The organism is Saccharopolyspora gloriosae (genome assembly GCF_014203325.1).
Taxonomy (GTDB): domain Bacteria; phylum Actinomycetota; class Actinomycetes; order Mycobacteriales; family Pseudonocardiaceae; genus Saccharopolyspora_C; species Saccharopolyspora_C gloriosae.
Genome location: NZ_JACHIV010000001.1, coordinates 4,363,712 through 4,390,067, shown reverse-complemented (window position 1 = coordinate 4,390,067; position 26,356 = coordinate 4,363,712). Strand labels below are relative to the sequence as shown.

The 26,356-nt window shown below is 70.2% G+C and carries 21 protein-coding genes; 15 read left to right on the top strand and 6 right to left on the bottom strand.

Annotated elements, in window-relative coordinates; all coding sequences use genetic code 11:
* Positions 1-311 precede the first annotated feature (311 nt).
* Complete coding sequence (locus tag BJ969_RS19315; protein WP_343071493.1) at positions 312-1,424, bottom strand: acyltransferase family protein; 1,113 nt, start codon at positions 1,422-1,424, stop codon at positions 312-314.
* 222 nt (positions 1,425-1,646) lie between these two features.
* On the opposite strand from BJ969_RS19315, the gene BJ969_RS19310 reads away from it, so the two are divergent.
* The gene (locus tag BJ969_RS19310) at positions 1,647-2,270 is read left to right on the top strand and encodes a superoxide dismutase (RefSeq protein WP_184480670.1); all 624 of its coding nucleotides are present in this window, start codon (positions 1,647-1,649) and stop codon (positions 2,268-2,270) included.
* A 325-nt stretch (positions 2,271-2,595) separates the two neighbouring features.
* On the opposite strand, the gene BJ969_RS19305 is transcribed toward BJ969_RS19310, so the two are convergent.
* The gene (locus tag BJ969_RS19305; protein WP_184480668.1) at positions 2,596-3,522 is read right to left on the bottom strand and encodes a cupin domain-containing protein; all 927 of its coding nucleotides are present in this window, start codon (positions 3,520-3,522) and stop codon (positions 2,596-2,598) included.
* Between the two features lie 82 nt (positions 3,523-3,604).
* Between BJ969_RS19305 and BJ969_RS19300 the strand changes: the two genes are divergently transcribed.
* From BJ969_RS19300 to BJ969_RS19290, 3 genes are all read left to right on the top strand, one after another.
* Entirely contained in the window at positions 3,605-4,471 is an 867-nt protein-coding gene (locus tag BJ969_RS19300) for an NAD(P)H-binding protein (RefSeq protein WP_184480666.1), read from the top strand.
* A gap of 60 nt (positions 4,472-4,531) precedes the next feature.
* A complete protein-coding gene (locus BJ969_RS19295; protein WP_184480664.1) occupies positions 4,532-4,954 on the top strand; it encodes a pyridoxamine 5'-phosphate oxidase family protein in 423 nt (140 codons plus the stop codon).
* A gap of 63 nt (positions 4,955-5,017) precedes the next feature.
* A complete protein-coding gene (locus BJ969_RS19290; RefSeq protein ID WP_184480662.1) occupies positions 5,018-5,884 on the top strand; it encodes an LLM class F420-dependent oxidoreductase in 867 nt (288 codons plus the stop codon).
* A 42-nt stretch (positions 5,885-5,926) separates the two neighbouring features.
* Here the strand turns inward: BJ969_RS19290 and hypE are convergent, their stop codons facing one another.
* The 3 genes from hypE to BJ969_RS19275 form a co-directional block, all read right to left on the bottom strand.
* Positions 5,927-6,832, bottom strand: a complete 906-nt coding sequence (hypE, locus tag BJ969_RS19285; RefSeq protein WP_343071492.1) for a hydrogenase expression/formation protein HypE — start codon at positions 6,830-6,832, stop codon at positions 5,927-5,929.
* 319 nt (positions 6,833-7,151) lie between these two features.
* Positions 7,152-7,844 carry a response regulator gene (locus BJ969_RS19280; protein ID WP_184480660.1) on the bottom strand — a complete coding sequence of 231 codons (693 nt, stop codon included), beginning with the start codon at positions 7,842-7,844 and terminating at the stop codon, positions 7,152-7,154.
* Positions 7,841-9,412, bottom strand: coding sequence for a sensor histidine kinase (locus BJ969_RS19275; RefSeq protein ID WP_184480658.1), 1,572 nt, complete (start codon positions 9,410-9,412; stop codon positions 7,841-7,843). The genes BJ969_RS19280 and BJ969_RS19275 overlap by 4 nt, the downstream gene beginning before the upstream one ends.
* A 438-nt stretch (positions 9,413-9,850) precedes the next feature.
* Between BJ969_RS19275 and BJ969_RS19270 the strand changes: the two genes are divergently transcribed.
* From BJ969_RS19270 to BJ969_RS19255, 4 genes are all read left to right on the top strand, one after another.
* The gene (locus tag BJ969_RS19270) at positions 9,851-10,837 is read left to right on the top strand and encodes a Bug family tripartite tricarboxylate transporter substrate binding protein (RefSeq protein ID WP_343071491.1); all 987 of its coding nucleotides are present in this window, start codon (positions 9,851-9,853) and stop codon (positions 10,835-10,837) included.
* On the top strand, positions 10,834-11,349 hold the full coding sequence (locus BJ969_RS19265; RefSeq protein ID WP_184480654.1) for a tripartite tricarboxylate transporter TctB family protein: 516 nt from the start codon (positions 10,834-10,836) through the stop codon (positions 11,347-11,349). The genes BJ969_RS19270 and BJ969_RS19265 overlap by 4 nt, the downstream gene beginning before the upstream one ends.
* Before the next feature lie 25 nt (positions 11,350-11,374).
* Positions 11,375-12,883: a tripartite tricarboxylate transporter permease gene (locus BJ969_RS19260; protein ID WP_184485514.1), complete on the top strand. Its 1,509-nt coding sequence runs from the start codon at positions 11,375-11,377 to the stop codon at positions 12,881-12,883.
* A gap of 110 nt (positions 12,884-12,993) precedes the next feature.
* The gene (locus tag BJ969_RS19255) at positions 12,994-13,737 is read left to right on the top strand and encodes a MerR family transcriptional regulator (RefSeq protein WP_184480652.1); all 744 of its coding nucleotides are present in this window, start codon (positions 12,994-12,996) and stop codon (positions 13,735-13,737) included.
* Positions 13,738-14,002: 265 nt separating this feature from the next.
* Here the strand turns inward: BJ969_RS19255 and BJ969_RS19250 are convergent, their stop codons facing one another.
* Positions 14,003-16,384 (bottom strand): Tex-like N-terminal domain-containing protein, encoded by a 2,382-nt coding sequence (locus BJ969_RS19250; protein ID WP_184480650.1) that lies wholly within the window; start codon positions 16,382-16,384, stop codon positions 14,003-14,005.
* 178 nt (positions 16,385-16,562) lie between these two features.
* On the opposite strand from BJ969_RS19250, the gene BJ969_RS30860 reads away from it, so the two are divergent.
* The 7 genes from BJ969_RS30860 to BJ969_RS19215 all read left to right on the top strand — a co-directional run bounded on the left by BJ969_RS30860 (position 16,563) and on the right by BJ969_RS19215 (position 25,975).
* Positions 16,563-18,887, top strand: a complete 2,325-nt coding sequence (locus BJ969_RS30860) for an AAA family ATPase (protein ID WP_184480648.1) — start codon at positions 16,563-16,565, stop codon at positions 18,885-18,887.
* Between the two features lie 343 nt (positions 18,888-19,230).
* Complete coding sequence (locus tag BJ969_RS19240) at positions 19,231-20,325, top strand: GH25 family lysozyme (RefSeq protein WP_221315877.1); 1,095 nt, start codon at positions 19,231-19,233, stop codon at positions 20,323-20,325.
* A 289-nt stretch (positions 20,326-20,614) separates the two neighbouring features.
* Positions 20,615-21,520, top strand: coding sequence for a lipid kinase (locus BJ969_RS19235; protein WP_343071490.1), 906 nt, complete (start codon positions 20,615-20,617; stop codon positions 21,518-21,520).
* A 344-nt stretch (positions 21,521-21,864) separates the two neighbouring features.
* The gene (locus BJ969_RS19230; RefSeq protein ID WP_425503610.1) at positions 21,865-22,671 is read left to right on the top strand and encodes an endonuclease I family protein; all 807 of its coding nucleotides are present in this window, start codon (positions 21,865-21,867) and stop codon (positions 22,669-22,671) included.
* A 157-nt stretch (positions 22,672-22,828) separates the two neighbouring features.
* On the top strand, positions 22,829-24,517 hold the full coding sequence (locus tag BJ969_RS19225) for a type VII secretion target (protein WP_184480642.1): 1,689 nt from the start codon (positions 22,829-22,831) through the stop codon (positions 24,515-24,517).
* Positions 24,518-24,531: 14 nt separating this feature from the next.
* A complete protein-coding gene (locus BJ969_RS19220) occupies positions 24,532-25,278 on the top strand; it encodes a hypothetical protein (protein ID WP_184480640.1) in 747 nt (248 codons plus the stop codon).
* A complete protein-coding gene (locus BJ969_RS19215; protein ID WP_184480638.1) occupies positions 25,271-25,975 on the top strand; it encodes a hypothetical protein in 705 nt (234 codons plus the stop codon). Before BJ969_RS19220 ends, BJ969_RS19215 begins: the two co-directional genes overlap by 8 nt.
* Positions 25,976-26,356: the final 381 nt, after the last annotated feature.

The following is a 26,356-nucleotide window of genomic DNA, read 5'->3' as shown; positions in this document are numbered from 1 at the left end:
AGTCGGTCTCTCGCTGCGGGATCTTTTTCCCGAGTGGCTCCGCCACGAGGGAAAAAGCTGTCCTCGCGAGAGACCGACTGAGAACCCGCCGGTGAGGACTTTTCGACGTGGGCTATGTGCTTCGCACATACAGGCACGGCTACGCCGCAAAGCAGACTTCGCTTCGCTCGTCCACTGCACGGCTACGCCGCGAGGCACGGCCTTTGGCCGCGTGGTGGACTTCGCTTCGCTCGTCCACTGCACGGGTTCGCCGCTCACGGCAGAGCTTCGGGCGGTTCGGCGGGTTTGCTTTGGTCGCCCTTGTGGTGACTTCAGGCAGCTCGACGTGCGATGAAGCGGTCGTAGGTGTTCATCAGCATGCGGTGTGCTGGGCGTTCCACGAGCTTCGTCAGCGCCCAGCCCAGCAGCACGCCGTTCACCAGGAACGCCGCGGTCTGCAACGTCGGGCCCACGCCGAGGTCCTGGAGCAGGCGCGAGACCACGTAGCCGAGGGTCTGGTGCATCAGGAACACGCCGTAGGAGATGCCCGCGAACCACTGGATGGGGCGTCGCGTCCACTGCGGGATGACCCGGTTCCAATCCGGGCCGCGCGCGGTCAGCGCGACGACGATCATCCCGACGCACACGGCGGCCGTCGAACCCCAGTCCGCGACGAGACCTTCCGGGGTCTCCGCGTAGTTGTGCAGCGCCTGGCCGAGCATGCAGAACGACAGCATCAGCGCGAAGTGCGGCGTCCCGATGCGCTTGGTGGACCACAACCAGATCGCCACGCCCACCACGAACAGGTGCCAGCGGTGCATGCCGATGCCGTCGACCACCGTCCGGTACCACTCCGGGGGCTGGGTGACGCGCAGCGGCCACTGCGCCGCGGGGATCAGCACCGCGGCCCACAGCACCACCAGGATGCGGCGGCCGTGCCCGTAGCGGCTCGCGTACAGCATCGCCGCCGCGCTGAAGCCCATCAGCTGCAGCGGCACCGTCCAGTGCGAACCGTCGATGTAGAGGTACTCCGACGGCCGCCAGTTCCACAGCATCAGCAGGTTCGAGACCAGGTCGCCCCCGGTGGGCGCGAACCAGCCCTCGATCGGCAGCAACCGGACGCCCAGGAAGATGACCACGACCGCGGCGAGGAACGGCGGCAACAACCGCGCTATGCGGCCCCACCAGTACCGCAGCAACGTGCCCCTGCCGATCGTCACGCACGCGAAGTACGCGGAGATCACCAGCAGCAGACTCGCGCCCACCTGGTACGGGAACGCGAAGTTCCGCGGGATCAGCTCGGGGTGGAGGTAGACGCTCAAGAACGTCGCGTGGTAGAGCATCACCAGCCCCACGCACCCCGCACGCACGACATCCCAGCTGATCTTGCGGTTGCTCCCCGTGCCCGAGCGAGCTCGTGCGGGCGCAGCGGTTCCTTCAGGCACGGCGTTACGTTACCAATAGCCGTTTTAGCGGTTGTGACCCAACCGCAGGACATAGTCCATCCGTTGGAGTGATCGAGGCCATGTCCGGCACGGTGTTGACCTCGACCACGCTCGAAGTTCGAGGCTGTTGGAGCCATCCACCCATCCCCTGAGCGGGTGAACGGTGGCTGACGGTGAACAGAGCATCCAGGCGTGTCCACGCGCACGCCGGACGGGAGACCAATGGCTCAGTACGTGCTGCCCGAGTTGGATTACGACTACGCGGCGCTGGAGCCCGCGATCTCGGGTGAGATCAACGAGCTGCACCACAGCAAGCACCACGCGACTTACGTGAAGGGCGCCAACGACACGATCGAGAAGATCGCGGAGGCGCGGGACAAGGGCGACTTCGGGTCGATCGTGGGGTTGGAGACGACCCTGGCGTTCAACCTGGCGGGGCACTCGCTGCACCTGGTGTGGTGGAAGATCCTCTCGCCGAACGGTGGCGACAAGCCGACCGGTGAGCTGGCGGCGGCGATCGATCAGGACTTCGGTTCGTTCGACAAGTTCCGCGCTCAGCTGGAGGCGGTGTCGACCACGATCCAGGGCAACGGCTGGGGCGTGCTGGCGTGGGACCCGGTGGGTCAGCGGTTGATCACGCAGCAGCTGCGCGACCACCACTCGAACCTGTCGATCGCCACGACGCCGCTGCTGGTGTTCGACATCTGGGAGCACGCGTACTACCTGCAGTACAAGAACGTCAAGGCGGACTACGTCAAGCAGCTGTGGAACGTCGTGAACTGGGACGAGGTCGGCAAGCGCTTCACCGACGCGCGCGCGGGCCGCAATGGGTTGCGCTTGCCCTGATTTCTGGGGTCGGTTTGGACGTGTGGTCGGGTGGCGGAACCTCAGGTGGTCTGTCGCTGCGGGATCTTTTTCCCAAGTGGCTCCGCCACGAGGGAAAAAGCCGTCCTCGCGACAGACCACCTGAGAACCCGCGGGTTGTCACCTTCTTGACGTGGGCTATGTGCTTCGCACATACAGGCACGGCTTCGCCGCCAAGCAGGCTTGCTTCGCAGCCCGAGGCACGGCTTCGCCGCGAGGCACGGCCTTCGGCCGCAAGGCAGGCCTGCTTCGCGGCCCGGGGCACGGCTTCGCCGCCGAAGGCGCGGTCTTTGGGTGCGGGCGGGGGCTAGGTGGTGGTCGTGGTTCGGCGGTAGGTGCTGGGGTTGGTGCCTCTGATTCGTTTGAAGGCGGCGCTGAAGCCGAAGGGGTCGGAGTAGCCGACCGTGCGGGCGACGTCCGCGATGGTCGTGGAGTCCTGCTCGACCAGGAGGTCCGCGGCGAGCGTCATGCGCCAGCGGGTCAGGTACGTCAGCGGTGGCTCGCCGACCAGGTCGGCGAACCGCTTGGCCAGCGTCGAACGCGACACCCCGGTGCGGTCGGCGAGCGCGCCCACCGTCCACGGCGCTGCCGGTTCGGCGTGCAGCAGGCGCAGCGCGTTGCCGACGACCGGGTCGCGCTGCGCCGCCCACCACGCCGGGGGAGCGCCGCCGGGGCGGTCGAACCACTCCCGCAACGTGCACACCAGCATCCAGTCGAGCAGCCGGTCGAGCACCACCTGCTGGCCCGGCGCGTCCACGGCGACCTCGGCGCCGAGGTGCTCCAGCACGGGATCGGCCGTGCCGCCGGCATCGACCCGCAGCACCACGGGCAGCGCGTCGAGCAGGCGGCGGCTGAGCTCGCCGCGCACCGGATAAGCACCGACGATCAAGGTCGTGGCGCCCTCGCCGGGATCGTTCCAGCCGAGCCGGTGCCGGGTGCCGCCCTGCTCGGGCGTCGCGCAGTCCTCGCCGCACTCGAGCGGTTCCGCCGCGGTGCCGACCTCGTCCACGAAGGTGAACGTGGCGGGCCCGCGCACGACGATCGTGTCGCCGGTGCGCAGCGGCTCCGGATCGTGGCCGTCGGCCACGATCCAGCCCGCCCCGGTGAGCACGGTGCACAGCGTCAGCGGCGCCCCGTCCACGAAGTGCAGCGACCACGGCGGGGTCAGGGTCGAACTGCCGAACAGCGAGCCGTGGGCTCGCACGCCGCGGATCAGGTCACTGAAGGCGTCCACCTCGCCGAGGTTAGACGAACGCGCAGGCGATCCGGCTTCTCACCTATGGGATTGTCCGAACCGGCGGGGTTGACTCGAAGTCATGAGCAACGACACCACCCTCGTCCTCGGCGCGACCGGCAAGACCGGCCGCCGGGTCCTCGCCCGGTTGCGGCTGCGCGGCACGCCGGTGCGGGCCGCCTCCCGGTCGAGCGAGACCCGGTTCGACTGGTCCGACCCCGGCACCTGGGACGCGGCCTTGGCGGGCGTCGACGCCGTCTACCTGGTGGCGCCGACCGTGCCCGGCCCGGTGCACGAGTTCACGGCTCGCGCCGAGGCCGCCGGGGTGCGGCGGCTGGTGCTGCTGTCCGGGCGCGGCGCCGACACCTGGGGCGATTCCCCGTTCGGACTGGACATGCGCTCGGCCGAGGACGCGGTGCGCGGTTCGGCGCTGGAGTGGACCGTCCTGCGGGCGTCGAACTTCGCGCAGAACTTCGACGAGGAGGTCTTCCACGCCCCGCTGCTCGCCGGTGAGCTGGCGACCCCGGCCGACGCGGTCCCCGAGCCGTTCATCGACGTCGACGACGTCGCCGACGCCGCCGTCCAGGTGCTGACCGAACCCGGTCGGCACGCCGGCCGGATCTACGAGCTCACCGGGCCGCGTTCGATCACCTTCGGCGAGGCCGTCGAACTGATCTCCCGCGCGTCCGGGCGTCCGCTCACCTACCGGACGATCTCGCCGGAGCAGTACGCCGCGACGCTGGTCGACGACGGCCTGGGCGAGGACGACGCCCACCACGTCGCCGAGATGTTCGTGCTGATGGACCGAGGGGTGCTCGCCACGACGACGGACGACCTCGCCGCCCTGCTGGGACGGGCACCCCGAGCTTTCGAGGACTACGTCGCGCGGTCCGCGGCGGCCGGGGCCTGGCGGGACCCCCGCGCCGGGAGCGCCCGCCCTGCGGCGTGACCGCTTTCCTCGGAACATGCGCACCGAACTCCGCTCCCGCCACACGACCGAAAGGCCACGATGAGCACTGACGCCTTGACCGCCCAGGACCTCGAATTCCTCCGCCGCCCCCTGCACGGTTTCCTGACCGTGGCCGCCGGGCCGGTTCCGCCGCAGCCCCGGCCGGTGTGGTTCGAAGCGACCGACGACGGCACGATCCAGCTGTTCACCGCGCCGGACGCGCTCAAAGTGCGGCGCCTGCGCGACGATCCACGCGCCTCGATCGTCGTCGCCGCTCCGACGGGCGAACGCGAGCACTGGGTGTCGGTCGCGGGTCGCGTCGCGGTGGAGACCGATGGGGCGAGCGACCTGTGCGCCCGCCTCGGTGCTCGCTACTGGGACCTCGACGACCCGGCCCGTGCCGAGGAACTCGCCGGAATGCTCGACGAGGAGTGGGTCCGGCTCGTCATCCACCCGGATGCCGTGCGCCGCTTCGCGGGCTGAGGGAACAGAGCGGTCGCGTCGCGGGTTGGCCGAGGTGGGAGATCCACGACGTGAAGGAGCGGCATGGCGATCGAGATCGGGCGGTTCGGGCTGTGGACCGGGGCGTCCAGCTGGGACGGCGACGACGCCGAGCACCGGGAAGCGCTGGTCGAGCTCGAAGAGCTCGGGTACGCGGCGCTGTGGCTCGGCGTGGCTCCCGGGGACCTGCGCACGGTGCAGGCCCTGCTGGGCGCGACGAAGAAGCTGGTCGTGGCCACCGGGATCGTCAACATCTGGGAGCACGAGGCCGCCGACCTCGCCGCCGCCTACCAGCGCGTCGACCGGACGCACCCGGGACGAGCGCTGATCGGCATCGGCCCCAGCCACGCACCGGTGGTGGAGAGGTCGGGCCGGTCCTACGAGAAGCCGTTCAGCAAGCTGCGGTCCTACGTGGACGAACTCGACGCCCTCGACGACCCGCTGCCGCCGCAGGCGCGGGTGCTGGCGGCGCTCGGCCCGCGGGCGCTCGCGCTGGCGGGGGAGCGGTCGGCCGGGGCGCACCCGTACCTCACGACGCCCGAGCACACCGCGACCGCGCGGGACGTGCTCGGGGACGGGCCGCTGCTGGCGCCGGAGCAGAAGGTGGTGCTGGAGACCGACCCGGTCGAAGCCCGCGAGATCGCCCGGCTCCGGACCGCGCCGTACCTGGGCCTGCCGAACTACCTGAACAACCTGCGGCGCCTCGGCTTCACCGACGAGGACTTCGCCGACGGCGGCAGCGACCGGCTCATCGACGGCCTGGTCGCGTGGGGCGACGTGGACGCCATCGCCGACCGGGTGCGAGCGCACCGCGAAGCCGGTGCCGACCACGTCTGCGTGCAGGTCCTGAGCAGGGGAACCGAACTGCCCCGCGAGGGCTGGCGCGAACTGGCCCCGGCACTGCGGGGCTGAGACGGGAGCGGGGCTGGCGAGTCGTCGGGGTGGGCGCGCGGGTCACGCCGCCGTGATCCGCCCGATGATCGCCGCGCGCCCGCCGAGCGGGTGGGCGCGCATCGCGGCCAGCGCGGTTTCGGCCTCGTCGCCACCGACCACCGCGACCGCGCGGCCTTCGCAGGCCACGTGCAGCGGGTCGATGCCGAGCAGTTCCGCCGCGGCGCGCACCCGGGCGCGAACGGGAACCGCGCTCTCCTCCAGCGCCACCGCCACCCCGGAGGCGCGGGCGATCTCGTCGAGCACGGCGGCGATCCCGCCGCGCGTCGCGTTCCGCAGCACGCGGACGGCCGGCGCCGCCGCCAGTACCTCGTGCAGGAGGCCGTGCAGCGCGGCGGTGTCGGAGACGTGCTCGGCCACCCGCGAGTCCTGGTGGAGCAGCACCGCGATCCCGTGGTCCCCGACCGGCCCGGTCACGAGCACCGCGTCGCCCGGCCGCGCCCGCGACGCGCCCAGCCCGCGCGCGCCGGTGAAGGTGCCGACGCCGGTGGTGTCGATCCGGCAGCCGTCGACCTCGCCCCGCGCCACGACCGCACCGCCACCGCTGGTGATCCGCACGCCCGCGCCCGCCGCGGCGGCGCCCATCGACCGCGCCACCCGCCGCAGGTCGCCGACGGGGAAACCGGCTTCGACGACGAGCCGCGCCACCAGGTGCCGGGGGACGGCACCGGAGGCGGCGAGGTCGTTCACGGTGCCGTTGACGGCGAGGTCGCCGAGGTTCCCGCCGGGGAAGAACAGCGGCGACGCGGCGAACGAGTCGGTGGTCATCGCGACGCGCCCGTCCAGCGGAGCCAGGTCGACCCCGCCGGTGAGCGCGGCCGGGAATTCCTCCGAGACGATCGACTCGACGAACTCCCACCCGCCCGGTGCTCGTTCTTCCACGCCGCACGGCGAATTCTCGGTGTTCACGCCGACCGTCCTCCTTCGCTCGTCCACCACGGCCCGCGCGCATCCGGGTCCGAGCGCCGGACGAGCCCGTCCCGCGGAGGCGGGAAGTCCACTGTGGCCACTCCGCGCGATCGAGATGATCTCACGGGGGTCGCCGTTCGCGGAGACGTGCACGCCCCGCCTCGAAGATCCGAAAGGTGCGCGCTGCCAGCCTCTGGCCACACCCCGGCGCCCACAAATCGAGTCCTCCACGGCCGCCTGAAAGAGGGACCGCCGAGCGCCGCGCGCGGTTTCGACATCAGGGTTTCCGGTTGCGCGGCAAGCGAAGGATCAGAACGCCTCACACCGACCAGCGGTAGCGGCGTTCCGGGCGGCCGGTGCCGCCGTAGCGCAGCCGCACCTCCGCGCGGCCGGTGTCGACGAAGTGCTCCAGGTACTTGCGCGCCGAGACCCGCGACAGCTCCGCGAGCCCGGCGCACTCGGTGGCCGACAGGTCCTCGCCGCTCGCCGCGGCCTCGCGCAGCACCCGCTCCACCACGACCGCGGTTTCGCTCGCCACGCCCTTCGGCGTCGCGGCCGGGCGCGCCGGGGTGCCGAAGAGCCGGTCGATGTCCTGCTGCGCGGCGGGGGAATCGCCGGGGAGTTCGCTGAGCCGATCGTGCAACGCCCGGAAGTGTTCCAGCTGCTCGCGCAGCGCGTCGAAGCTGAACGGCTTGATCAGGTAGTGCACCGCGCCGCCGCGCACCGCGCCGCGCACCGTGTCCAGGTCGTGCGCGGCGCTGATGACCAGCACGTCGGGTTCCGCGGACGGCCGGGCGCCGGTGCGCATCGAGCGCAGCACGGTGAGCCCGTCCATGTCGGGCAGGTAGATGTCCAGCAGCACCAGTTCGGGGCGCAGTTCGTCGACCGCCCGCAGCGCGTCGGCACCGGAGTGCGCGACGCCGACGACCTCGAACCCCTCGACCCGGCCCACGTAACCGCTGTGGATCTTGGCGACCATGAAGTCGTCGTCCACCACCAGGACCTTGATCACGCGGGCACCTCCGCATCCATCGGCAGCCGCGCGGTGAACACGGCGCCGCGTTCGTTGCGCACCTGCACCGAACCGCCCCGGCGGTGGCAGATCTGCCTGGTCAGCGCCAGTCCGAGGCCGCGTTCCCCGTCGCGGGCCGCCTTGGTGCTGAACCCGTGCCGGAAGACCTCCTCCACGATCTCCGGCGCCACCCCGGGGCCGGAGTCGCGCACCACCAGCGTCACCACGTCGCCGGCGTGCCGGATGTCGACCTCGATCAGGTTGTCCGCGGCCGCGCCTTCGACCGCGTCCAGCGCGTTGTCCACCAGGTTGCCCAGCACCGTCGTCACGTCGGCCGAGGACTGCTCGTCGACTTCGCCGAGCGCGCTGCCGTCGGTCAGCCGCAGTCCCACACCGCGTTCCGCCGCCAGGCTGGCCTTCGCGACCAGCAGCGCCGCCGTGGCCGGGTCGGCGATGCGCGCCGCGACCTCCGACTGCCACTGCCCCCGGGTGTGGCTGACGCGGTCGACGAACCGCGCCAGCTCGTCGAACTCGCCGAGTTCGATGAGCCCCGAGATGGTGTGCAGCCGATTGCTGAACTCGTGCGCCTGCGCCCGCAACGTGTCGGTGGTGGCGCGGTGCGCGGCCAGTTCCTGCTGCAGGTCGACGAGTTCGGTGCGGTCCCGCATGGTGACGACCGCGCCGACCGTGGAGATCGGCATCCGGTTCAGCACCACCACCCGCCCCCGGCGCAGCACGATCTGGTCGACGCCGCCGGTGCGGCCGGTGAGCACGTCGCGCGCGCGGTCGTTGAGGTCGAGCTCGTCGATGTCCCGGCCGACGCAGTCCGCGGGCAGCGACAGCAGGTCCCTGGCCTGGTCGTTGACCACGGTGATGCGGTTCTGCTGGTCCACTCCGAGCACGCCTTCGCGGATGCCGTGCAGCATCGCCTCCCGGTGCTCCACCAGGCGCGTGATCTCCTGCGGTTCCAGCCCCAGCGTCTGGTGCTTGACCCGCCGCGCCAGCAGGATCGACCCGGCCACGGCGAGGAACGTCGCGAACGCCAGCAGCATCAGCGGATCGCCGGGAGCGCGCCGCACACCGGCGAAGAAGTCCGGGGTCTCCCGCCCCGCCGCGACCACGCCGACGATCCGCGCGCCCGGCCCGATCACCGGCACGTGCGCCACCAGCGATTCGGTGCCGTCGGCGTCGCGCACCTGGCCCACCCAGGCGCGGCCACCGAGCACGGTGCTCGTCCCCAGCGGCAGCAGCTGACCGCGCTGGCCGGGGTCGGGCGAGGTCAGCACCACGCCCCGCGCGTCGGTGATGATCACCTCGTCGGCCCCGGAGAGGCTGCGGGCGCTCTCGGCGAAGATCGGCAACGCGTCCCGGTCGAACGGGTCCTGCAGGTTCGATCGGACCCCGTCGGTCGCGGCGAGGTCCTCGGCGACCGACAGCATCCGCCTGCCCTCGGTGGCGCGGAACGCGGCGTTGGACTGCGACACCGAGAACACGGCGATCGAGGCCAGCAGCACCAGGATGATCGCCAGCTGCCAGCCCAGCAGCTGCCGCGAGAGCGGCCCCCGCATGCCCCACCTCCCTCGCCACGTCGCGCCTGCCCAGACGCTAACCCCCTGACCAGCACAACCGTAAGCAGTCCCCACAGGACACATGGCGTAGCGAGCCGAGTACGCAGGGAAGTCCGCACACGATGATCTTTTGACCGTTGTCTTGTCAGCGGCGAAGCCGCTGAGCAGTGACCAGCTTGAGCAAGCCGACCACCGGCGGGTTCTCAGTGGCTTCCTCGCGAGGACAGCATTTTTCCTCGTGGCGGAGCCACTTGGAAAAATGATCCCGCAGCGAGGAAGCCACTGAGGTTCCGCTACCCGGACACCTACGCAGGACGCCATCGTCCTTCTGACACAAGGAACAAAAGCATCGTTTCGTTCGTAAGGAGGACAACGCGGAGTCCGTTGTGCAGCATGATCCGGGTCACGTTCCCACCACAACGGAGAGGCGGGATCCCCGTGCGCCTACGCAGCGCGCTGTCCGTGGTCGCGTCCCTGCTGCTCGTGCTGCTGGTGCCGCCCTTGGTGAGCACCGGCTCCGGCGGCGAGACCGAACAGCAGATCCGCGGATTGCGGATGCTCGTGCCGAATTCGCCCGGCGGCGGCTACGACATCACCGCCCGCACCGCCGTGAAGGCGATGGAGGACGCGAAGCTCAACGGCAACGTCGAGGTGTTCAACCTGCCCGGGGCGGGCGGCACCGTCGGGCTGGGCCGGGTCGTCAGCGAGCGCGGCAACGGCAAGCTCGCCATGTCCATGGGACTCGGCGTGGTCGGCAGCGTCTACACGAACCACTCGCCGGTGTCCTTGCAGGACACCACGCCCGTCGCGAAGCTCGTCGAAGAGCCCAACGTGGTCGTCGTCGCGAAGGACTCCCCGTACCGGAACTTCGACCAGCTGGTCGCGGACTGGAAGCGCGACCCCGGTCAGACCCCGGTCGGCGGCGGTTCCTCGCCCGGCGGACCGGACCACTTGGCGCCGATGCTCATGGCCAAGGCCATCGGGCTGAGCCCCAAGCAGGTCAACTACGTGCCGTTCGACGGCGGCGGTGAACTGCTGGCGTCGGTGCTCGGCGGCAAGGTCGACTTCGGCGTTTCCGGCATCGGCGAGTACCGCGACCAGATCGAGGCGGGCGAGCTGCGGGTCCTCGCGGTCACCGGGCCGGAACGGCTGCCCAATGTGGACGCCCCGACGCTCACCGAGGCCGGTGTGGACGTGCGGTTCACCAACTGGCGCGGCATCGTCGCCCCGCCCGGCATGTCCGAGGCCGACCGGGCCAAGCTCGTCGACCTGTTCACCCGGCTGAACTCCTCCCCGGAGTGGCAGGAGGCGATGGTGCGCAACGGCTGGACCCCGGCGTTCCAGCCCGGCCCCGCGTTCGGTGAATTCCTGCAGCAGGAGAGCGACCGGGTCGTCTCGGTGCTCGGGGAGTTGGGACTGGCATGAACACCAACGGAGTTTCCCGGCGGCAGTGGTTGCGGGAGCATTCCGAACTCGGCATCTGCGTGCTGCTGGCCGCGCTCGGAGTGGTCGTCCTCGTCGACGCCGCCACCATCGCCACCGATTTCACCCAGCGCGGGCCGGTCGGCCCGAAGACGGTGCCGCTGATCGTCGGCGCGCTGCTGCTGGTCGTGTCCGCGCTGCTGGTCCGCGACGTGCTGCGCGGCGGTCGCGGCCAGGCCGAAGCGGGCGAGGACGTCGACCTGGACGCGCCCAGCGACTGGCGCACCGTGCTGCTGCTGACCGGGGCGTTCCTCGCGAACGCCGTGCTGATCAACGTCATCGGCTTCCCGCTGTCCGGGATGATCTTGTTCTGGGGCTCGGCCTACGCGCTGGGCAGCCGCAACCCCGTGCGCGATCCGCTGATCTCCGCGGTCCTGTCCGTCGGCACGTATGTCGTGTTCAACCACTTGCTCGGTGTGCCCCTGCCCGGCGGACCGCTGATGGGGGTGTTGTGACGTGGAATCCTCGTTCGACCTGTTGATGCAGGGGTTCGCCACCGCGCTGACCCCGATGAACCTGGTGTGGGCCGCGTTAGGCGTGCTGCTGGGCACCGCCATCGGCGTGCTGCCCGGCATCGGGCCGGCGATGGCCGTGGCGCTGCTGCTGCCCGTCACCTACGCGCTGGAACCGACCGGGGCGTTCATCATGTTCGCCGGCATCTACTTCGGCGGGATGTTCGGCGGATCGACCACGTCGATCCTGCTCAACACGCCGGGGGAGAGCGCCGCCGTGGTCGCGGCCATGGAGGGCAATCCGATGGCCCGCAAGGGCCGCGGGTCGCAGGCGCTGGCCGCCGCCGCCATCGGGCACTTCATCGGCGCCCTGATCGGCATCACGCTGCTGACGCTGCTGGCGCCGACGGTCGCTTCGGTCGCGGTGAACATCGGTGCGCCCGACTACTTGGCGGTGATGGTGCTCGCGTTCATCGCGGTCACCTCGGTGCTGGGCAGTTCGCGGATTCGCGGGTTCGCCTCGCTGCTGATCGGCCTCACCATCGGGCTGATCGGACTGGACGAGATGACCGGGCAGCAGCGCCTCACCTTCGGGCTGCTGCCGCTGGCCGACGGGATCGACGTCGTCATCGTCGCCGTCGGGCTGTTCGCCATCGGCGAGTCGCTGTGGGTGGCCGCGCACCTGCGCCACACCTCCGGCAAGCCCATCCCGGTGGGGCGGCCGTGGCTCGGCAAGGAAGACCTGCGCCGCTCCTGGAAGCCGTGGCTGCGCGGCCCGGTGATCGGGTTCCCGTTCGGCGCGATCCCCGCCGGTGGCGCGGAAATCCCCACGTTCCTGTCGTACGTCACCGAGAAGCGGTTGTCGCGCCACAAGGACGAGTTCGGCAAGGGCGCCATCGAAGGCGTCGCCGGGCCGGAGGCGACGGCCAGCGCCTCGGCCGCCGGGACGATGGTCTCGATGCTGACCCTCGGGTTGCCGACCACGGCGGTCGCGGCGGTCATGCTCGCCGCGTTCCAGCAGTACGGCATCCAGCCGGGGCCGCTGCTGTTCCAGCGGGAATCGGACCTGGTGTGGGCGCTGATCGCGAGCATGTTCATCGGCTCGGTGCTGCTGCTGGTGCTGAACCTGCCGCTGGCGCCGGTGTGGGCGAAGCTGCTGCAGATCCCGCGGCCGTACCTGTACGCGGGCATCCTGTTCTTCGCCAGCATCGGTGCCTACGCGGTCGGCGGGTCCTCTTTGGACCTGCTGGTGCTGTTCATCGTGGGGCTCATCGGTTTCGCCATGCGCCGCTACGGTTTGCCGGTGCTGCCCGCGATCATCGCCGTGATCCTGGGACCCACCGCCGAGCAGCAGATGCGCCGCGCGTTGCAGATCAGTGACGGTCAGGTCATCGGTTTGGTGAACACGCCGTTCTCGCTCACCGTCTACGCCGTGGTGCTGCTGATCTTGGCGTGGCCGTTGCTGGCCAGGTTCCTGCCCCGGCGCAAGGCCGTTGATCAGGAACGCGAGCGGGACGAGGACCGGACGGAGGTCTGATCCGCGCGATCGACCTCCATTCCCGGCGGAGGTCCGCGTCGTACCCCCAGGCGATGCGGACCTCCGTCACCCGTCCCCATGTGATCACCGGACGAACTAGACTCCGGCAGGTGGCCGAATACCGGATCGACGATCTCGCCCGCGCCGCGGGCACCACGGTGCGCAACGTGCGGGTTTACCAAGACCGGGAACTGCTGCCCGCGCCGCGCCGGGAGGGCAGGCTCGCGATCTACTCCGACGCCCACCTGGTGCGCCTCCGCATGATCATCAACATGCTCGAACGCGGCTACGCCTTCGCGCAGATCAAGGAGATGCTCTCGGCCTGGGAAGCCGGACGCAGCCTCGCCGAGGTGCTGGGCCTCGAAGAGGTCATGGGCGAATCCTGGGCGGAGCAGTCGCCGCGGGTGTTCTCGCTGTCCCAGCTGCGCGAGATGTTCCGCGGCCAGCTCAACCAGCGCAACATCCGCCGCGCACTGGAGCTGAACCTGCTGGAGCGGTGGGGCGCGCGGTTCGTCGCCCCCAGCCCGCAGCTGCTCGACGCCGGGAGCGAGCTCGTGCACCTCGGGGTCCCGCTGGAGGACGTGCTCGACCTCGCCGAGCAGTTGCAGAGCGACGTGGACCACGTGTCCGCGACGCTGGTGTCGTTGGTGCGCACCCACGTCCTCGGCGATCCGTCCACGGCGGTCTGGGACGAATCGGAGGTGGCCCGCTACTCCGACGCGGTGCAGCGGCTGCGGCCCCTCGCGATGTCCGCGCTGAACGCGGCGGCGGCCCGCTCGGCGGAACGCGTCATCCCGGAGATCCTCGGCGACAAGCTCATCGGCCTGCTCCAGAAGAACCAGCCCCACACCTGACCCGCCCGCGCCGTCACGGTGTGGACGATTTCCGCAATTGAACCACTCGAACGGGGCGAACCCTGCGATTCAGGTTCCCGGACCCCTGCTGAACAGCGAATACAGTTGTCCACAGGGGGTGTCCGACACGCCGGGTGCGTTCAATTTCTCGCGAAATTGCGAGGCCGGGGACACGGGTGCGATCCGCGTGTGGAATGAGTGACGAGCGACCGCGCGGCACTCCGAGTGCGAGTGCCGCGCGGTCGCGCAGGAATTCCCGGTTCCGTCAGCGGTTGTTGAAACCCGCGCGGCGCAGGGCGTCCGCCATCGCGCCGCCCGCGGGAGCGGAGTCGCGGCCCTTGCGCTGGCCACCGCCCTTCCCGCTGCCGCCCTTGCCGCCGTTGCCGTTGCCACCGCCGGGCCGTCCGCCGCCGTTGCGGCCGCGGTTGCCCTCGCGGCGCTCACCGCCGCCGCGCTCACCGCGTTCCGAACCGGCCTCGTCGTCCAGCCGCAGGGTCAGCGAGATCCGCTTGCGCGGCACGTCCACGTCGAGGACCTTCACCTTCACCACGTCGCCCGACTTCACGACGTCGTGCGGGTCGTTGACGAAGTTCTTCGACATCGCCGAGACGTGCACCAGACCGTCCTGGTGCACCCCGACGTCGACGAACGCGCCGAACGCCGCCACGTTGGTGACCACGCCTTCCAGCCGCATCCCCGGCTTGAGGTCGCCGATCTTCTCGACGCCGTCGGCGAAGGTGGCCGTCTTGAACGTCGGCCGCGGGTCCCGGCCCGGCTTCTCCAGCTCGGCGAGGATGTCGGTGACGGTGGGCAGCCCCACCGAGTCGTCGACGAAATCGGCCGGCTTGATCTCGCGCAGCACGCGGGTGTTGCCGATCAGCGTGCCCAGCTCGGCCCCGGCGGACTCCAGGATCCGGCGCACCACCGGGTAGGACTCCGGGTGCACGCTGGAGGAGTCCAGCGGGTCGTCACCGCCGGGGATGCGCAGGAAGCCCGCGCACTGCTCGAAGGCCTTCGGGCCCAGCCGCGCCACGTCCTTGAGCCCGGCGCGGGAGCGGAACGGACCGTTGCCGTCGCGGTGCGCGATGATGTTCTCCGCGAGGCCCTCCCCGATGCCCGAAACCCTGGTCAGCAGCGGCGCCGACGCGGTGTTGACGTCCACGCCGACCGCGTTCACGCAGTCCTCCACCACCGCGTCCAGCGAACGGGACAGCTTCGTCTCGGTGATGTCGTGCTGGTACTGGCCGACGCCGATCGACTTCGGGTCGATCTTGACCAGTTCCGCCAGCGGGTCCTGCAACCGCCGCGCGATGGACACCGCGCCGCGCAGCGACACGTCCAGGTCCGGCAGCTCGCGGGAGGCGTAGGCGGAGGCCGAGTACACCGACGCGCCCGCCTCCGACACCGAGATCTTCGTCAGCCCCAGGTCCGGGTGCCGCTGGATGAGGTCGGCGGCGAGCCGGTCGGTCTCGCGGGACGCGGTGCCGTTGCCGATCGCGACCAGGTCCACGCCGTGCTCGCGGACCAGTTTCTCCAGCGAGACGATCGCCTGGTCCCAGCGCTGCTGCGGCTGGTGCGGGTAGATCGTGTCGGTGGCCACCACCTTGCCGGTGCCGTCCACCACGGCGACCTTGACGCCGGTGCGGAAGCCCGGGTCCAGGCCCATCGTGGCGCGCATCCCGGCGGGCGCGGCCAGCAGCAGGTCCCGCAGGTTCGCGGCGAACACCCGGGCGGCCTCGTCCTCGGCGGCCTGGCGCAGCCGCAGCCGCAGGTCGATGCCGAGATGGGTCAGCACGCGCGTCCGCCACGCCCAGCGCACCACTTCGCCGAGCCAGCGGTCCGCGGGCCTGCCGAGGTCGGCGATCTCGAAGCGCCGCGCGATCTCGCGCTCGTAGGGGGTCGGGCCGTCCTGCTCGGCGCCGTCGTCCGGTTCCATCGAGAGGTCCAGGACCTCTTCCTTCTCGCCGCGGAACAGCGCCAGGATGCGGTGCGAGGGCAGCGCGGCGAACGGTTCGTCGAACTCGAAGTAGTCCGCGAACTTCGCGCCCTCGTCCTGCTTGCCGTCGCGGACGCGGGAGACCACGCGGCCGTTCGACCACATGCGCTCGCGCAGCTCGCCCACCAGGTCGGCGTCCTCGGAGAAGCGCTCGACGAGGATCGACCGGGCGCCTTCCAGCGCGGCGGACGCGTCGGCGATGCCCTTGTCCGCGTCGACGAACTCGGCCGCGCGGGTCTGCGGGTCCTGGCCGGGATCGGTCAGCAGCAGGTCCGCCAGCGGTTCGAGCCCGGCTTCGCGCGCGATCTGCCCCTTGGTGCGCCGCTTGGGCTTGTAGGGGAGGTAGATGTCCTCCAGGCGGGCCTTGGAGTCGGCCGCGTTGATCCGGCTCTCCAGCTCGTCGTCGAGCTTGCCCTGGGAGCGGATCGACTCCAGCACCGTGCTGCGCCGTTCCTCCAGCTCGCGCAGGTAGCGCAGGCGCTCCTCCAGGGTGCGCAGCTGCGCGTCGTCGAGCGCCCCGGTGACCTCCTTGCGGTACCGCGCGACGAACGGCACCGTGGCACCGCCGTCGAGCAGGCCGACGGCAGCGTCGACCTGCCGCTCCCGCACGCCGAGCTCCTCGGCGATCCTCTGATGCACAGCCGTCGTCACGATGTTCCGACACCTCTCCTGATCTCCGCCCAGAACGTGCGTGCATTCTGCCCGACGCCCGGATCAGGCCGGTTCGGTACACGCGTCGGCGTGTCGGCACGGCTGTGAGCTGGTATGGGGTACCGCCGAACGGGTACTGCTGTGACCGGTGCCATACGCTCGGAGCAGGAGGTGGGCGGTGAGCACGGCGAACACCACGCGGGGAACGCGAGAACGGCTGCCTCCCGAGACGACGAGCTTCATCGGCAGGCGCCGCGAACTCGCCGATGCGCGCAGGCAGATGTACTCCGGCCGGTTGCTCACGCTGACCGGGCCGGCCGGGGTCGGCAAGAGCCGGTTGGCGCTGCGGCTGGCGCGCAAGGTCCGGCGCGCCTTCGCCGACGGAGTCGTCCTGGTCAGCCTCGCCGACGTGCAGGACGCGGCGCTGCTGCCGCAGACGGTGAACGCGGCGCTCGGCGGCCGCCCCGGGCCGGGGAACCCGGCCGAGGACCTGGTCAGCCGGATCCGGGACGAGCGGATGCTGATCATCCTCGACGACTGCGACCACGTGCTCCACGCCGTCGCCGGGCTGGCCCGCAGGCTGCTCACCGAGCACGTCGAAGTCCGCATCGTGGCCACCAGCAGGCAGGTGCTGGGCGTCGCGGGCGAACTGGTGCTGCCGGTCGCGCCGCTGTCGCTGCCCGCGGAGGCCGTCACCGCCGAGCACGGCTACGGGGACGTGTTCGCCGACGCCGTCAGCCTGTTCACCGACCGCGCGGCCTCGGTGGTGCCCGGTTTCGTCCTCGACGAGACCAACCGGGAGGCGATCGGCCGGATCTGCCGCAGGCTCGACGGGATGCCGCTGGCCATCGAGCTCGCCGCCGCGCAGCTGCGGGACAGCTCCCTCGACGACGTGCTGCACCGGCTCGACGACCGGTTCGCGCTGCTCACCAAGGGGCACCGCTCCTCCCGCGACGAGGCGCTGGAGGAGTCGATCGGCTGGAGCTTCGGGCTGTGCGCCGCCAGGGAGCGGCTGCTGTGGACGCGGCTGTCCTGCTTCGTCGGCGAATGGGACCTGGACGCGGTGCGCGCCGTGTGCGCCGACGACGCGCTCGCCGTCGACGAGATCGCCGAGTCGCTCGACGTGCTGGTCTCCAAGTCGATCGTGGTGCGGGAGTTCGACGCGAGCGGCGGCACCGACTACTTCCGCATGTTCGACAGCATCCGCGAGTACGGCCTGGCCCGGCTCTACGCCGCCCACCAGGAAGGCGTGGTGCGCGAGCGGCACGCCGCCTACTTCCACTCCCTCGCCGAGCGCTACCGGCGCGAGGTGTTCGGGCCCAAGCAGCTGGAATGGGTCCACCACATGATCCACCTGCACGCCAACCTCCGGTACGTCCTGGAACGGGACCTGGAGGTGCCGGGCGGGGCGGTGACGGCGGCGGCGACCGCGTCGAAGCTGTGGTCGTTCTGGTTCTCCGGCAACGCGTTGCGGGAGGGCTACCAGTGGCTGCTGAGCTCGCTGGAGCAGCTCCCCGAACCGGTCGCGGAGCGGGCCGACGGGCTGGGGGTGGCGGCGTTCCTCGCGCTGCACCTGGAGGAGGTGGAGGCCGCGGACCCCATGCTGCGCGAGGCGCGGGAGATCGCCGACCGCTACGGCGATACCGCGTTGAGCGCCCGGGTGGACGGCACCCGGGGCATGGAGGCGATGCTCGCCGGCCGGTTGGACGAGGCCGCCGAGGTGCTGGAGCGGGCCGCGACCGGGCACAAGGCGACCGGCGATCCGTTCGGCTACGTGAGCGCGACGATCCTGCTCGCTTGCCTGGGCTTCTACCGGGGGGACAACGGCGGGACCGAGGCGGCGGCGGACTCCTTGCGGCTGTGCGAGACCTACGGCGCGACGTGGACCAAGTGCTACGCGCTGTGGGTCGTGTCGCTGCACCGGTGGCGCGGCGGGGACCACCGCGAGGCCACCTTGCTGATCCAGCAGGCGATCCGGTTGCAACGGCTGGCGCGGGACATGGCGGGGCTCGGCGTCTACCTGGAGGTGCTGTCGTGGTGCGCGACGACGACGGACCAGCCGCAGCGCGCGGCGCGGCTGATGGGGGCGTCGAACGCGCTGCGCAAGGCCAACGGCGGCGAGATGGGCGATTCGGTGTACTTCGACGACTACGACGCGGTGGCGATGAGGTGGGCGCAGCAGGTGCTCGGGGAGGCCCGGTTCCGGTCCGCCTACGACGAGGGCGCGGGCTGGGAGCTGTCCGAGATGGTCTCCTACGCGCTCGAAGAACGGTCCGCGAGCCCGGCGACCGGTCCGGAGATCACCTCCGGGGACGGTGGGCTCACCCCGCGCGAGATGGAGGCGGCGCTGCTGCTGTCGGCGGGGTCGAGCGGCGCGGAGATCGCGCGGCGGCTGCACATCGCGCCGCAGTCGGCGGAGGTGGAAGCCGATCAGGTGCTGGAGCGGCTCGGCTTCCGCGCTCGGGAGGAGATCGTCGGATGGGTGCGGCGGCGTCTTTCGTAGCCGGGGGCGTGGGTTAGGCTGACCGCGTTCCGGGCTGTTTCGAGACGGTGCGGTTCCGCCGATGTTTCGTGAGCCAGCTCTCCGGTTCGGCCGGAACATTCACAGCCCGTGACGATTCGGCCGGGCGACGGTGGCCTGGGTCGACGTAACCAGGTACCTCCGTACGTAGAAACCGCGATGCACGTACACGCTCCGTTCCGGAGTGTGGGGCCTCGTGACACCCCCCGATCGAAACCAGAACCCCGAACGAGGCAACGAGCCTCAGACCCCGACCCCCGAGAACCAGAACCCCGACACCTCGCGGACCGCTTCGGCGAACAGCAACGCCTGGCGGGACACGGCCTTGGGAGCCGACCACGCGGTGCGTTCCGGAGTGGACCGGGTGCGGCCCTACGCCCACCAGGTCTGGCAGCGGATCCTCCCGCTGCTGCGCCGGTTGTGGCTCGCCGTGCTGCCGCTGCTGCAGCGGGTGCGGAACTCCACCGCCGGTCAGTGGATCGAGCAGCGCGTCGGCCCGGCGGCGAGCGGCGCCGCCACCAAGTTCCAGGCCGCGACCGAATCGAACCGCGGCGGGCACCGCAGCCCGCAGCACCCCCGGCTGCGCGCGATGCAGGCCGGCGCCGGACTCGCCGTGCTCGGCGTGCTGGGCGTCGCCGTGCTCAGCGTCAGCACCGGTTCCGACAACGACGTCCGCGCCGCCGCGCAGGTCGACGACATCCCCGCCGCGGAGCAGGACTCCGGCAAGGACGAGGGCGGCCTGTTCGGTTCCGACGAGGCGCCGAAGGACACCGGCCCCGTGCCGGGCCCGCCCGCCAAGGGCATCGACGTTTCCAACCACAACGGCTCCGTCGACTGGAAGAAGGTCGCGGAGTCCGGTCAGAACTTCGCGTTCGTGCTGGCCACGGACGGCACCGACTTCACCAGCCCGAAGTACGCCGAGCAGTACCACGGCGCGAAGGACGCGGGCCTGATGGCGGCGCCGTACCACTTCGCCCGCCCGGACGAGTCCGCTGAGGCGCAGGCCGACAAGCTGCTGTCCGTCGCCGATTACAAGAAGGACGGCAAGAGCCTGGCCCCTGTGCTGGACCTCGAGGTCGACCCCTCCGGCGGAGGCTGCTACGGCCTGTCGGTGCCGGAGATGCACAAGTGGACCGACACGTTCAACAAGAAGATCAAGGACGCGACCGGGGCCGACCCGATCATCTACGCGAACCCTTCGTTCTGGAACGAGTGCATGGGCGGCAGTGACGCCTACGCGGACCACCCGCTGTGGCTGGCCGCCTACGAGGTGGACGAGCCGACCGTGCCCAAGGGCTTCAAGGACTGGAACTTCTGGCAGTACACCGAAGAGGGCTCCGTGCCCGGCGTCAGCGGTGACGTGGACCAGAACCACTTCCAGGGCAGCGTCGGCGACCTGGCGAAGCTGGGTCAGGACTGATCCCGCGGGGCGGGTCGCTTCCCCGAGCTTCTCGCCCCTTCCCGGGAACGCAGCCGCCCCGAGGCTGCGAACCGGCCCCGACGAAGTGAACAGCGCACGGGACGCCCGACTCCCGTGCTCCGCCGGACCCCGCCTGCCCCCGCAGGCGGGGTCCGAGCACGTCCGGCCCGGCCCGCGAGTGGTACCGGGACCGCGTGAGCGTGCTCACCAGCACGAACGATCGACGCACCGCTGCCTGCGGGTAGCCTTCGTCGTGATTGAAGGAGGCGTCATCCGCTACGACGGCCACGTGACCAAGGCAGCCCTGATCGTCAACGCGAATTCCCGATCGGGCGCTCGCGCGTGCTCGCACGCGGAAGACCTGCTGCGAGCGCTGGACGTGCCGCTGCACGCCGTGCACCCGCTGCGGGACCCGTCCCGGCTGCTGGAGGTCGTGGAGGGCGCCGTGGACGCGGGGCACGACCTGATCGTGCTCGGCGGCGGCGACGGGACCGTCAGCTCCGTCGTCGACGTCCTGGCGCACCGCGAGGTGCCGATGGGCCTGCTGCCGCTGGGCACCGCGAACGACTTCGCCCGCACCATGCACATCCCGGCGGACCTCGACGGTGCCTGCCGGACCATCGCCCGCGGCCACGTCGTGGACGTGGACTTAGGGCTGTGCGGTCGCAATTACTACGTGAACCGCGCCTCGGCCGGTTTGGGCGCCGCCGTCGCCGAGCACATGTCGCCGAGGTTGAAGCGGCGCATCGGTCCGCTGGCCTATCCGGTGGCGACGGCGCGGGCGTTGCGCAAGCACCGCCCGTTCACCGCGACCCTGGAATTCCCGGATGGTGATCACGAGCCGTTGACGTTCACCGACCTGCTGCAGATCTCGGTGGCCAACGGTCGTTATTTCGGCGGCGGCCAGCTCGCCGCGCAGGACGCGGGCATCGACGACGCGATGCTCGACGTGTCGGTGCTGCGCAACGGGAGCCCGCTGCGGCTGCTGTCGATGGCCCGCGAGCTGCGCACCGGCAGCACCACGGACAGTTCGCTGGTCACGCACCTGCGCACGGGGAAGGTCGAGGTCCGCACCGACGCCGAGCTGCCGATCAACATCGACGGCGAGCTGGTGGCGAACACGCCGCAGCTGTTCTCGGTCGCCAGCAACGCCCTGCACGTCATCGCCCCGCCGACGTGGACCGACGGCGGCTGATCCGAGGCTCGTCCGCCATCGCCGGGAGAACGGTTCTCCCGGCGATTCGCTCCATTCCCATTTGCCGATCCGGGCCCTCGGGTCATCTCCGCGATAACGGTTACGGCATTTCGGATGGTGAATCGCGCTGGAATTCCCCGGTTTTCCCGTTCTCGCTGGTGCCGGGCGTGATTTCGCTTCATCGTTAGTCCATCGCGCGGACATGTGATTGCTCTGAACGATTCACTCGTCAGTGGCTTTTCGCGTGCCAGACTTTTGCCTTGACCGTGCTTTGTGACGCGGCGTCACCGCGAATCGCCAATGCGTAGGTGGCGTCAGCCTTTCGGGAGAGGATCATGCCCGTGCTGAAGACCCGTTGGAAACGACTGGCCGTGGTGGGCGCCTTGCCGCTGGCTCTGGCGGTGCCGATGCCCGCTTCCGCCGCTCCCGCCGACCTGGGTGTGGCCGATCGCGTGACGGCCTACGACGACACGTACTACGAGCCGGCGCTCGGCAAGACCGGTGAGGAGCTGAAGGTCGCCCTCAACGACATCATCAGCACCAACGACCAGCTCACCTACGACGACGTGTGGGAGGCGCTGAAGGTCACCGACCAGGACCCGGCGAACCCGGACAACGTCATCCTGCTCTACAGCGGCCGTTCGCAGGGCAAGGACACCAACGGCGGCGGCGCCGACCAGTGGAACCGCGAGCACACCTGGGCCAAGTCGCACGGCGACTTCGGCACCGCGGTCGGGCCCGGCACCGACGTCCACCACCTGCGCCCCACCGACGTGTCGGTGAACTCGGAGCGCGGCAACAAGGACTTCGACATGGGCGGCAGCCCCGTCGATGAGGCCGAGGGCAACTTCACCGACGAGGACTCGTTCGAGCCCCGCGACGAGGTCAAGGGCGACGTCGCCCGCATGATCATGTACATGGCGGTGCGCTACGAGGGCGAGGACGGCGCCCCCGACCTGGAGCTCAACGACAACGTCGACAACGGCAGCGCCCCGCTGATGGGCCGCCAGTCGGTGCTGCTGGAGTGGAACGCCCAGGACCCGCCGGACGAGTTCGAGCAGAACCGCAACCAGGTCATCTACGACCAGTTCCAGCACAACCGCAACCCCTTCGTCGACCACCCCGAGTGGGCCGCCGAGATCTGGAACTGAACGAGCGCGCACCGGAGGCGGCCCGCGCGTCGGGTCGCCTCCGCTGCTGTCTCCGGCCGCGAAATTCACGGGAACGAACCAGCGCTTGAGACCGTCGCAGTACTATCGCGGCACTGATCGGCGGTGACGCAATCGGTTCGATCCTGGGGGGACGAGCGTGGCACTGAATGTCGCACCGGAGGCCTTGACCGCGCACAGCCAGGGCTCCGAGGGGGTGTCGCAGCACCTGGACCAGCTGTCCTCGGTGCTGGAGCAGGCGCGGGTCAGCGACGACTGCTTCGGCCCGATCGGTGAGCTGCTGGCGTTCGCCTACTTCGACTCCCTGGAGGAGTGCCGCGACCTGGCCAAGCAGGCCGGCGGCTTCATGAGCCACATCTCCTCGGCGGTCCAGGACTGCGCCAAGGACTACCAGGAGATGGACCAGACGCAGGCCGACGACCTCGGCAAGATCGACCTCAGCGGGATGCGCGTGTCCGGTGGCGGACCCGCCTCGCTCGGCGCGGTCAACGGCGCGGGCGGTCCGGGCAAGAGCTACATGGAGCAGACGACCGAATACGGCTCGTCCGCCGCCTCGACCAGCGGTGACCTGGCGCGAGCGGACAACCCGCCGGACGTCGCGATCGCCACCGTCAACGCCCGCATGGAACAGCTGCAGATGGTCACCAGCCCTGGGCAGTCCTTCATGGACAACGGGCTCGGATTCCTGGTGTCGCTGGTGATCAGCCCGCTGGTGGAGTTCGTCCTCGAACCCGCCATCGGCGACCCGGAGCAGATGCGCAGCACCGGCAAGGGCTGGGAGCAGGTCGCCGAGTGGCTGGACAAGCTCGGCGAGCAGGAGAAGCAGCGCGCCGAAGCCACCAAGCCGCACTGGGAGGGCCAGGCGGGCGACGCCTTCCGCAAGCAGCTCGACGAGTTCTCCGGCGGCGCGAGCGCGTTCGCCTCGGAGGTCCGCGGCCTCACCCAGATCCTGAACATGGCGGCCGACCTCTTCGACATGTTCGTGGAGATGGCGATCGACATCATCCAGGAACTCGTGATCGGCCTCATCATCGAGTGGATCGCAGCCCTGGCCGCCTCCTGGATCACCGCCGGAGCCTCGGTCGGCGCCGCCTCCGGCCTGACCGCTTCGCAGGTCGCCATCACCGGCACCCGCCTCGGCACGAAGGTCGCCGAACTCCTCCACAAGCTCAAGCCGCTGGTCACGAAGCTGGAAGAGCTCCTCAAACAACTCCGCAGCGGCCCCCTGCGCAAGGTCGTCGAGAAGATGAACGGGTTGCGCGAGGGGAACATGGCCCAGAAGTGGGTCGCCCGCCAGATCGACGCCAACCCGATCGCCAAGATCGCAACACGCGGGGACACGAGCACGGACCGTGCGGCGGACGCGGTTCGGCGCGCGGAGCGGGCTGTGAGCGAGGGCAGGGATGGTGCGCAGGACCAGCTCGTGCGGGCACAGCGAGACCTCCAGCGCGCGCAGGACAGTCCGTCCATGGACACGACGACCGGGAACCGGTTCATGCGCGAGAACCGGACGGATTCGGACGGGACCGTGATCGCGCAGACCGATCGCCACGGCGACGTCAGAACCAACTGGCGAGGTGACCTGCGACCGGTCACCGATTCGATCACCGGTGAGCAGGCGTTGGCCGGAAACCTGGCGCAGGCAGGGCTCGGCGCCGTGGGGCTGAGCGGTGAACACCGCTGGCAGGACGCCGTTATCCACCAGGGCACCGAGGCCGTGGTGCACGAAGGCGTGGAGCAGGGTGTGAAGTACGGGTACGACCAAGCTCAAGATCCGTCGAGTTCGGAAGACCGGCAGGCTGCGACGGAGCGCGGGTTCAACGTGTGACGGAAGGATTTCGGATGTCGGTGGCCGAGCGGCTAGGGGCCTCCCTGGTGGCGCGTTCCGAGTGGTGCGCGCCCGATGAACCGGTGTGGTGGGCGTCGTGGGTCGAAGGCGTGACGTTCCAGGTCGACGGCTTGGACGCGGAAGGCAAACCGAATCCAGGAGCGGGTAAGCGGCTCGCTGGCGCCGTCGGCAAGGCCGGTATGGGCGTGGCCGTCGGTGCGCTGACCGCGGCGTTCGGCGGTGGTGAGAACTACGAGTCGCGGAGCGGACCTACCGAACCGGGCCTGCAGGTGTTCGCTACCGGTGTGGACAGCGACGCCGTTCGGCTGATCCAGCGGACTCCGCCCGCTTCGGCGGGTTCGATGCTGTGGGTGTTGACCCCGCGTCGTCTCGGTGTGCTGTTGCCGCTGGCCGAGGAAGTGACCGAACCGGCCGAGCCGGAGTCCGGGGGATGGCGGCAGTTGGCTCGCGGGTTGAGCGAGGCAGGTAGGTCGCTGGTCAGTTCCCGAGCCGAATTCGGGGCGAACGAACCGGACGCTCCGATGAGATCGCCCTCCGTTGCTCCGTGGTTCGAGCTCGGCCCGGACGATGTGGTGGGCTGCCGTTCGATCGGTAGGGAGAATTTCCCGACGCATTGCGGGGTCGTGCTGCGCGACGGCTCGGGTTTCGCCGTGCGATCTCCGTTCCCCTGGGACGTCGAAGCCATGATGAGCGCGGTTCAGGCGTTCAACCGAGGCCAGCATTGGAGTGGTCGTGCCTGACCTGAGCACTGCGGAAGAGGACAAGCTTCGGGCGGAATGGGAGACCAGGCTCGAGGAGAAGTGGGTCGGCTCTGGAGAGTCGCTGGTCTGGGTGTTGTTGCCGGAGCGGGGGTACGTCGGATCGGTTGTGGCAGGTAAGCATTCGGTGCCCCACGAGCCTTCATCCGCGGTGCGCCCGTGGGCCGGTCAGTTTCCGAAATGGCCGTTGCCGAGCGCTCAGGTGACTTCCGGCCGGTACTTGAACGACGAATGGGCCGACGATCCATCGATCATGTGGTGGGCCACGGCCGACACCGCGGAGCACGACGCCGCACGGTTCGCCGATCATCTGGCTCCGGCCAGGGGACACGCACTCGTGGTTCTCGGTTCGACGCGTCTTGCCGTCGTTGTCGAGCAAGGAATGCTCGCAGCGCGGGAGCACACCGGAGATGAGGCCAAGGGGTGGTTCGGCCGTGCTCGCTCCGCGGCGGCGCAGGTGCAGAAGGCCGCGGAGGGCTTGACGTCGGGGACCGACGCCAAGGCACCTGTCTCGTACTTCGAGGTTCCGCTGACGCGGATCGCGGCCATGGACCTGTGTCGCCCGGGCCGGAGCGTCCCGACCTCGAACTTCCTCCGGGTGCGATTCGCGGACGGTTCATCGCTGCTGATCAGAACGATCGAGGCGGGGAACTTCGCCGGCAAGTTCAACGGTCGTTGACCTGGGAGCCGCTGAGCGCACGGCGATGGTCCGGGTCGGCTTCAGCGTCTGAGGAATGGGAATCCCATGTCCTGTGTCGCACCAAGTCGGTGGGGCGAGCTGCGGGAAATGCGGGTCTGACCGCCGCGACGACGCTGGCCACCGCCGCGTTCGGCGGGGGAGACGACGGTCGGATGCTGCACAGTGGACCGAGCAAGGCTCGTGACCTCACCGTGCTGGGAAACTCTCCCGAATGCCGGGCGGTACAGCTGCACAACTCGGAGCGCCGGCGTGAAGTACGGCTACGACAAGGCGCAGGATCCGTCGAGTGCGGAGGATCGCCAGGCCGCGACGAATCGCGGTTTCAACGTCTGACGGAGGAGTAGCGGATGTCGGTGTCCA

Coding starts and splice junctions, on each gene's coding strand:
- BJ969_RS19310 (WP_184480670.1), top strand. CDS start 1,647: ATGGCTCAGTACGTGCTGCCCGAGTTGGATTACGACTACGCGGCGCTG.
- BJ969_RS19220 (WP_184480640.1), top strand. CDS start 24,532: ATGTCGGTGGCCGAGCGGCTAGGGGCCTCCCTGGTGGCGCGTTCCGAG.
- BJ969_RS19275 (WP_184480658.1), bottom strand. CDS start 9,412: ATGCGGGGGCCGCTCTCGCGGCAGCTGCTGGGCTGGCAGCTGGCGATC.
- BJ969_RS19295 (WP_184480664.1), top strand. CDS start 4,532: ATGAGCACTGACGCCTTGACCGCCCAGGACCTCGAATTCCTCCGCCGC.
- BJ969_RS19290 (WP_184480662.1), top strand. CDS start 5,018: ATGGCGATCGAGATCGGGCGGTTCGGGCTGTGGACCGGGGCGTCCAGC.
- BJ969_RS19265 (WP_184480654.1), top strand. CDS start 10,834: ATGAACACCAACGGAGTTTCCCGGCGGCAGTGGTTGCGGGAGCATTCC.
- BJ969_RS19260 (WP_184485514.1), top strand. CDS start 11,375: ATGCAGGGGTTCGCCACCGCGCTGACCCCGATGAACCTGGTGTGGGCC.
- BJ969_RS19300 (WP_184480666.1), top strand. CDS start 3,605: ATGAGCAACGACACCACCCTCGTCCTCGGCGCGACCGGCAAGACCGGC.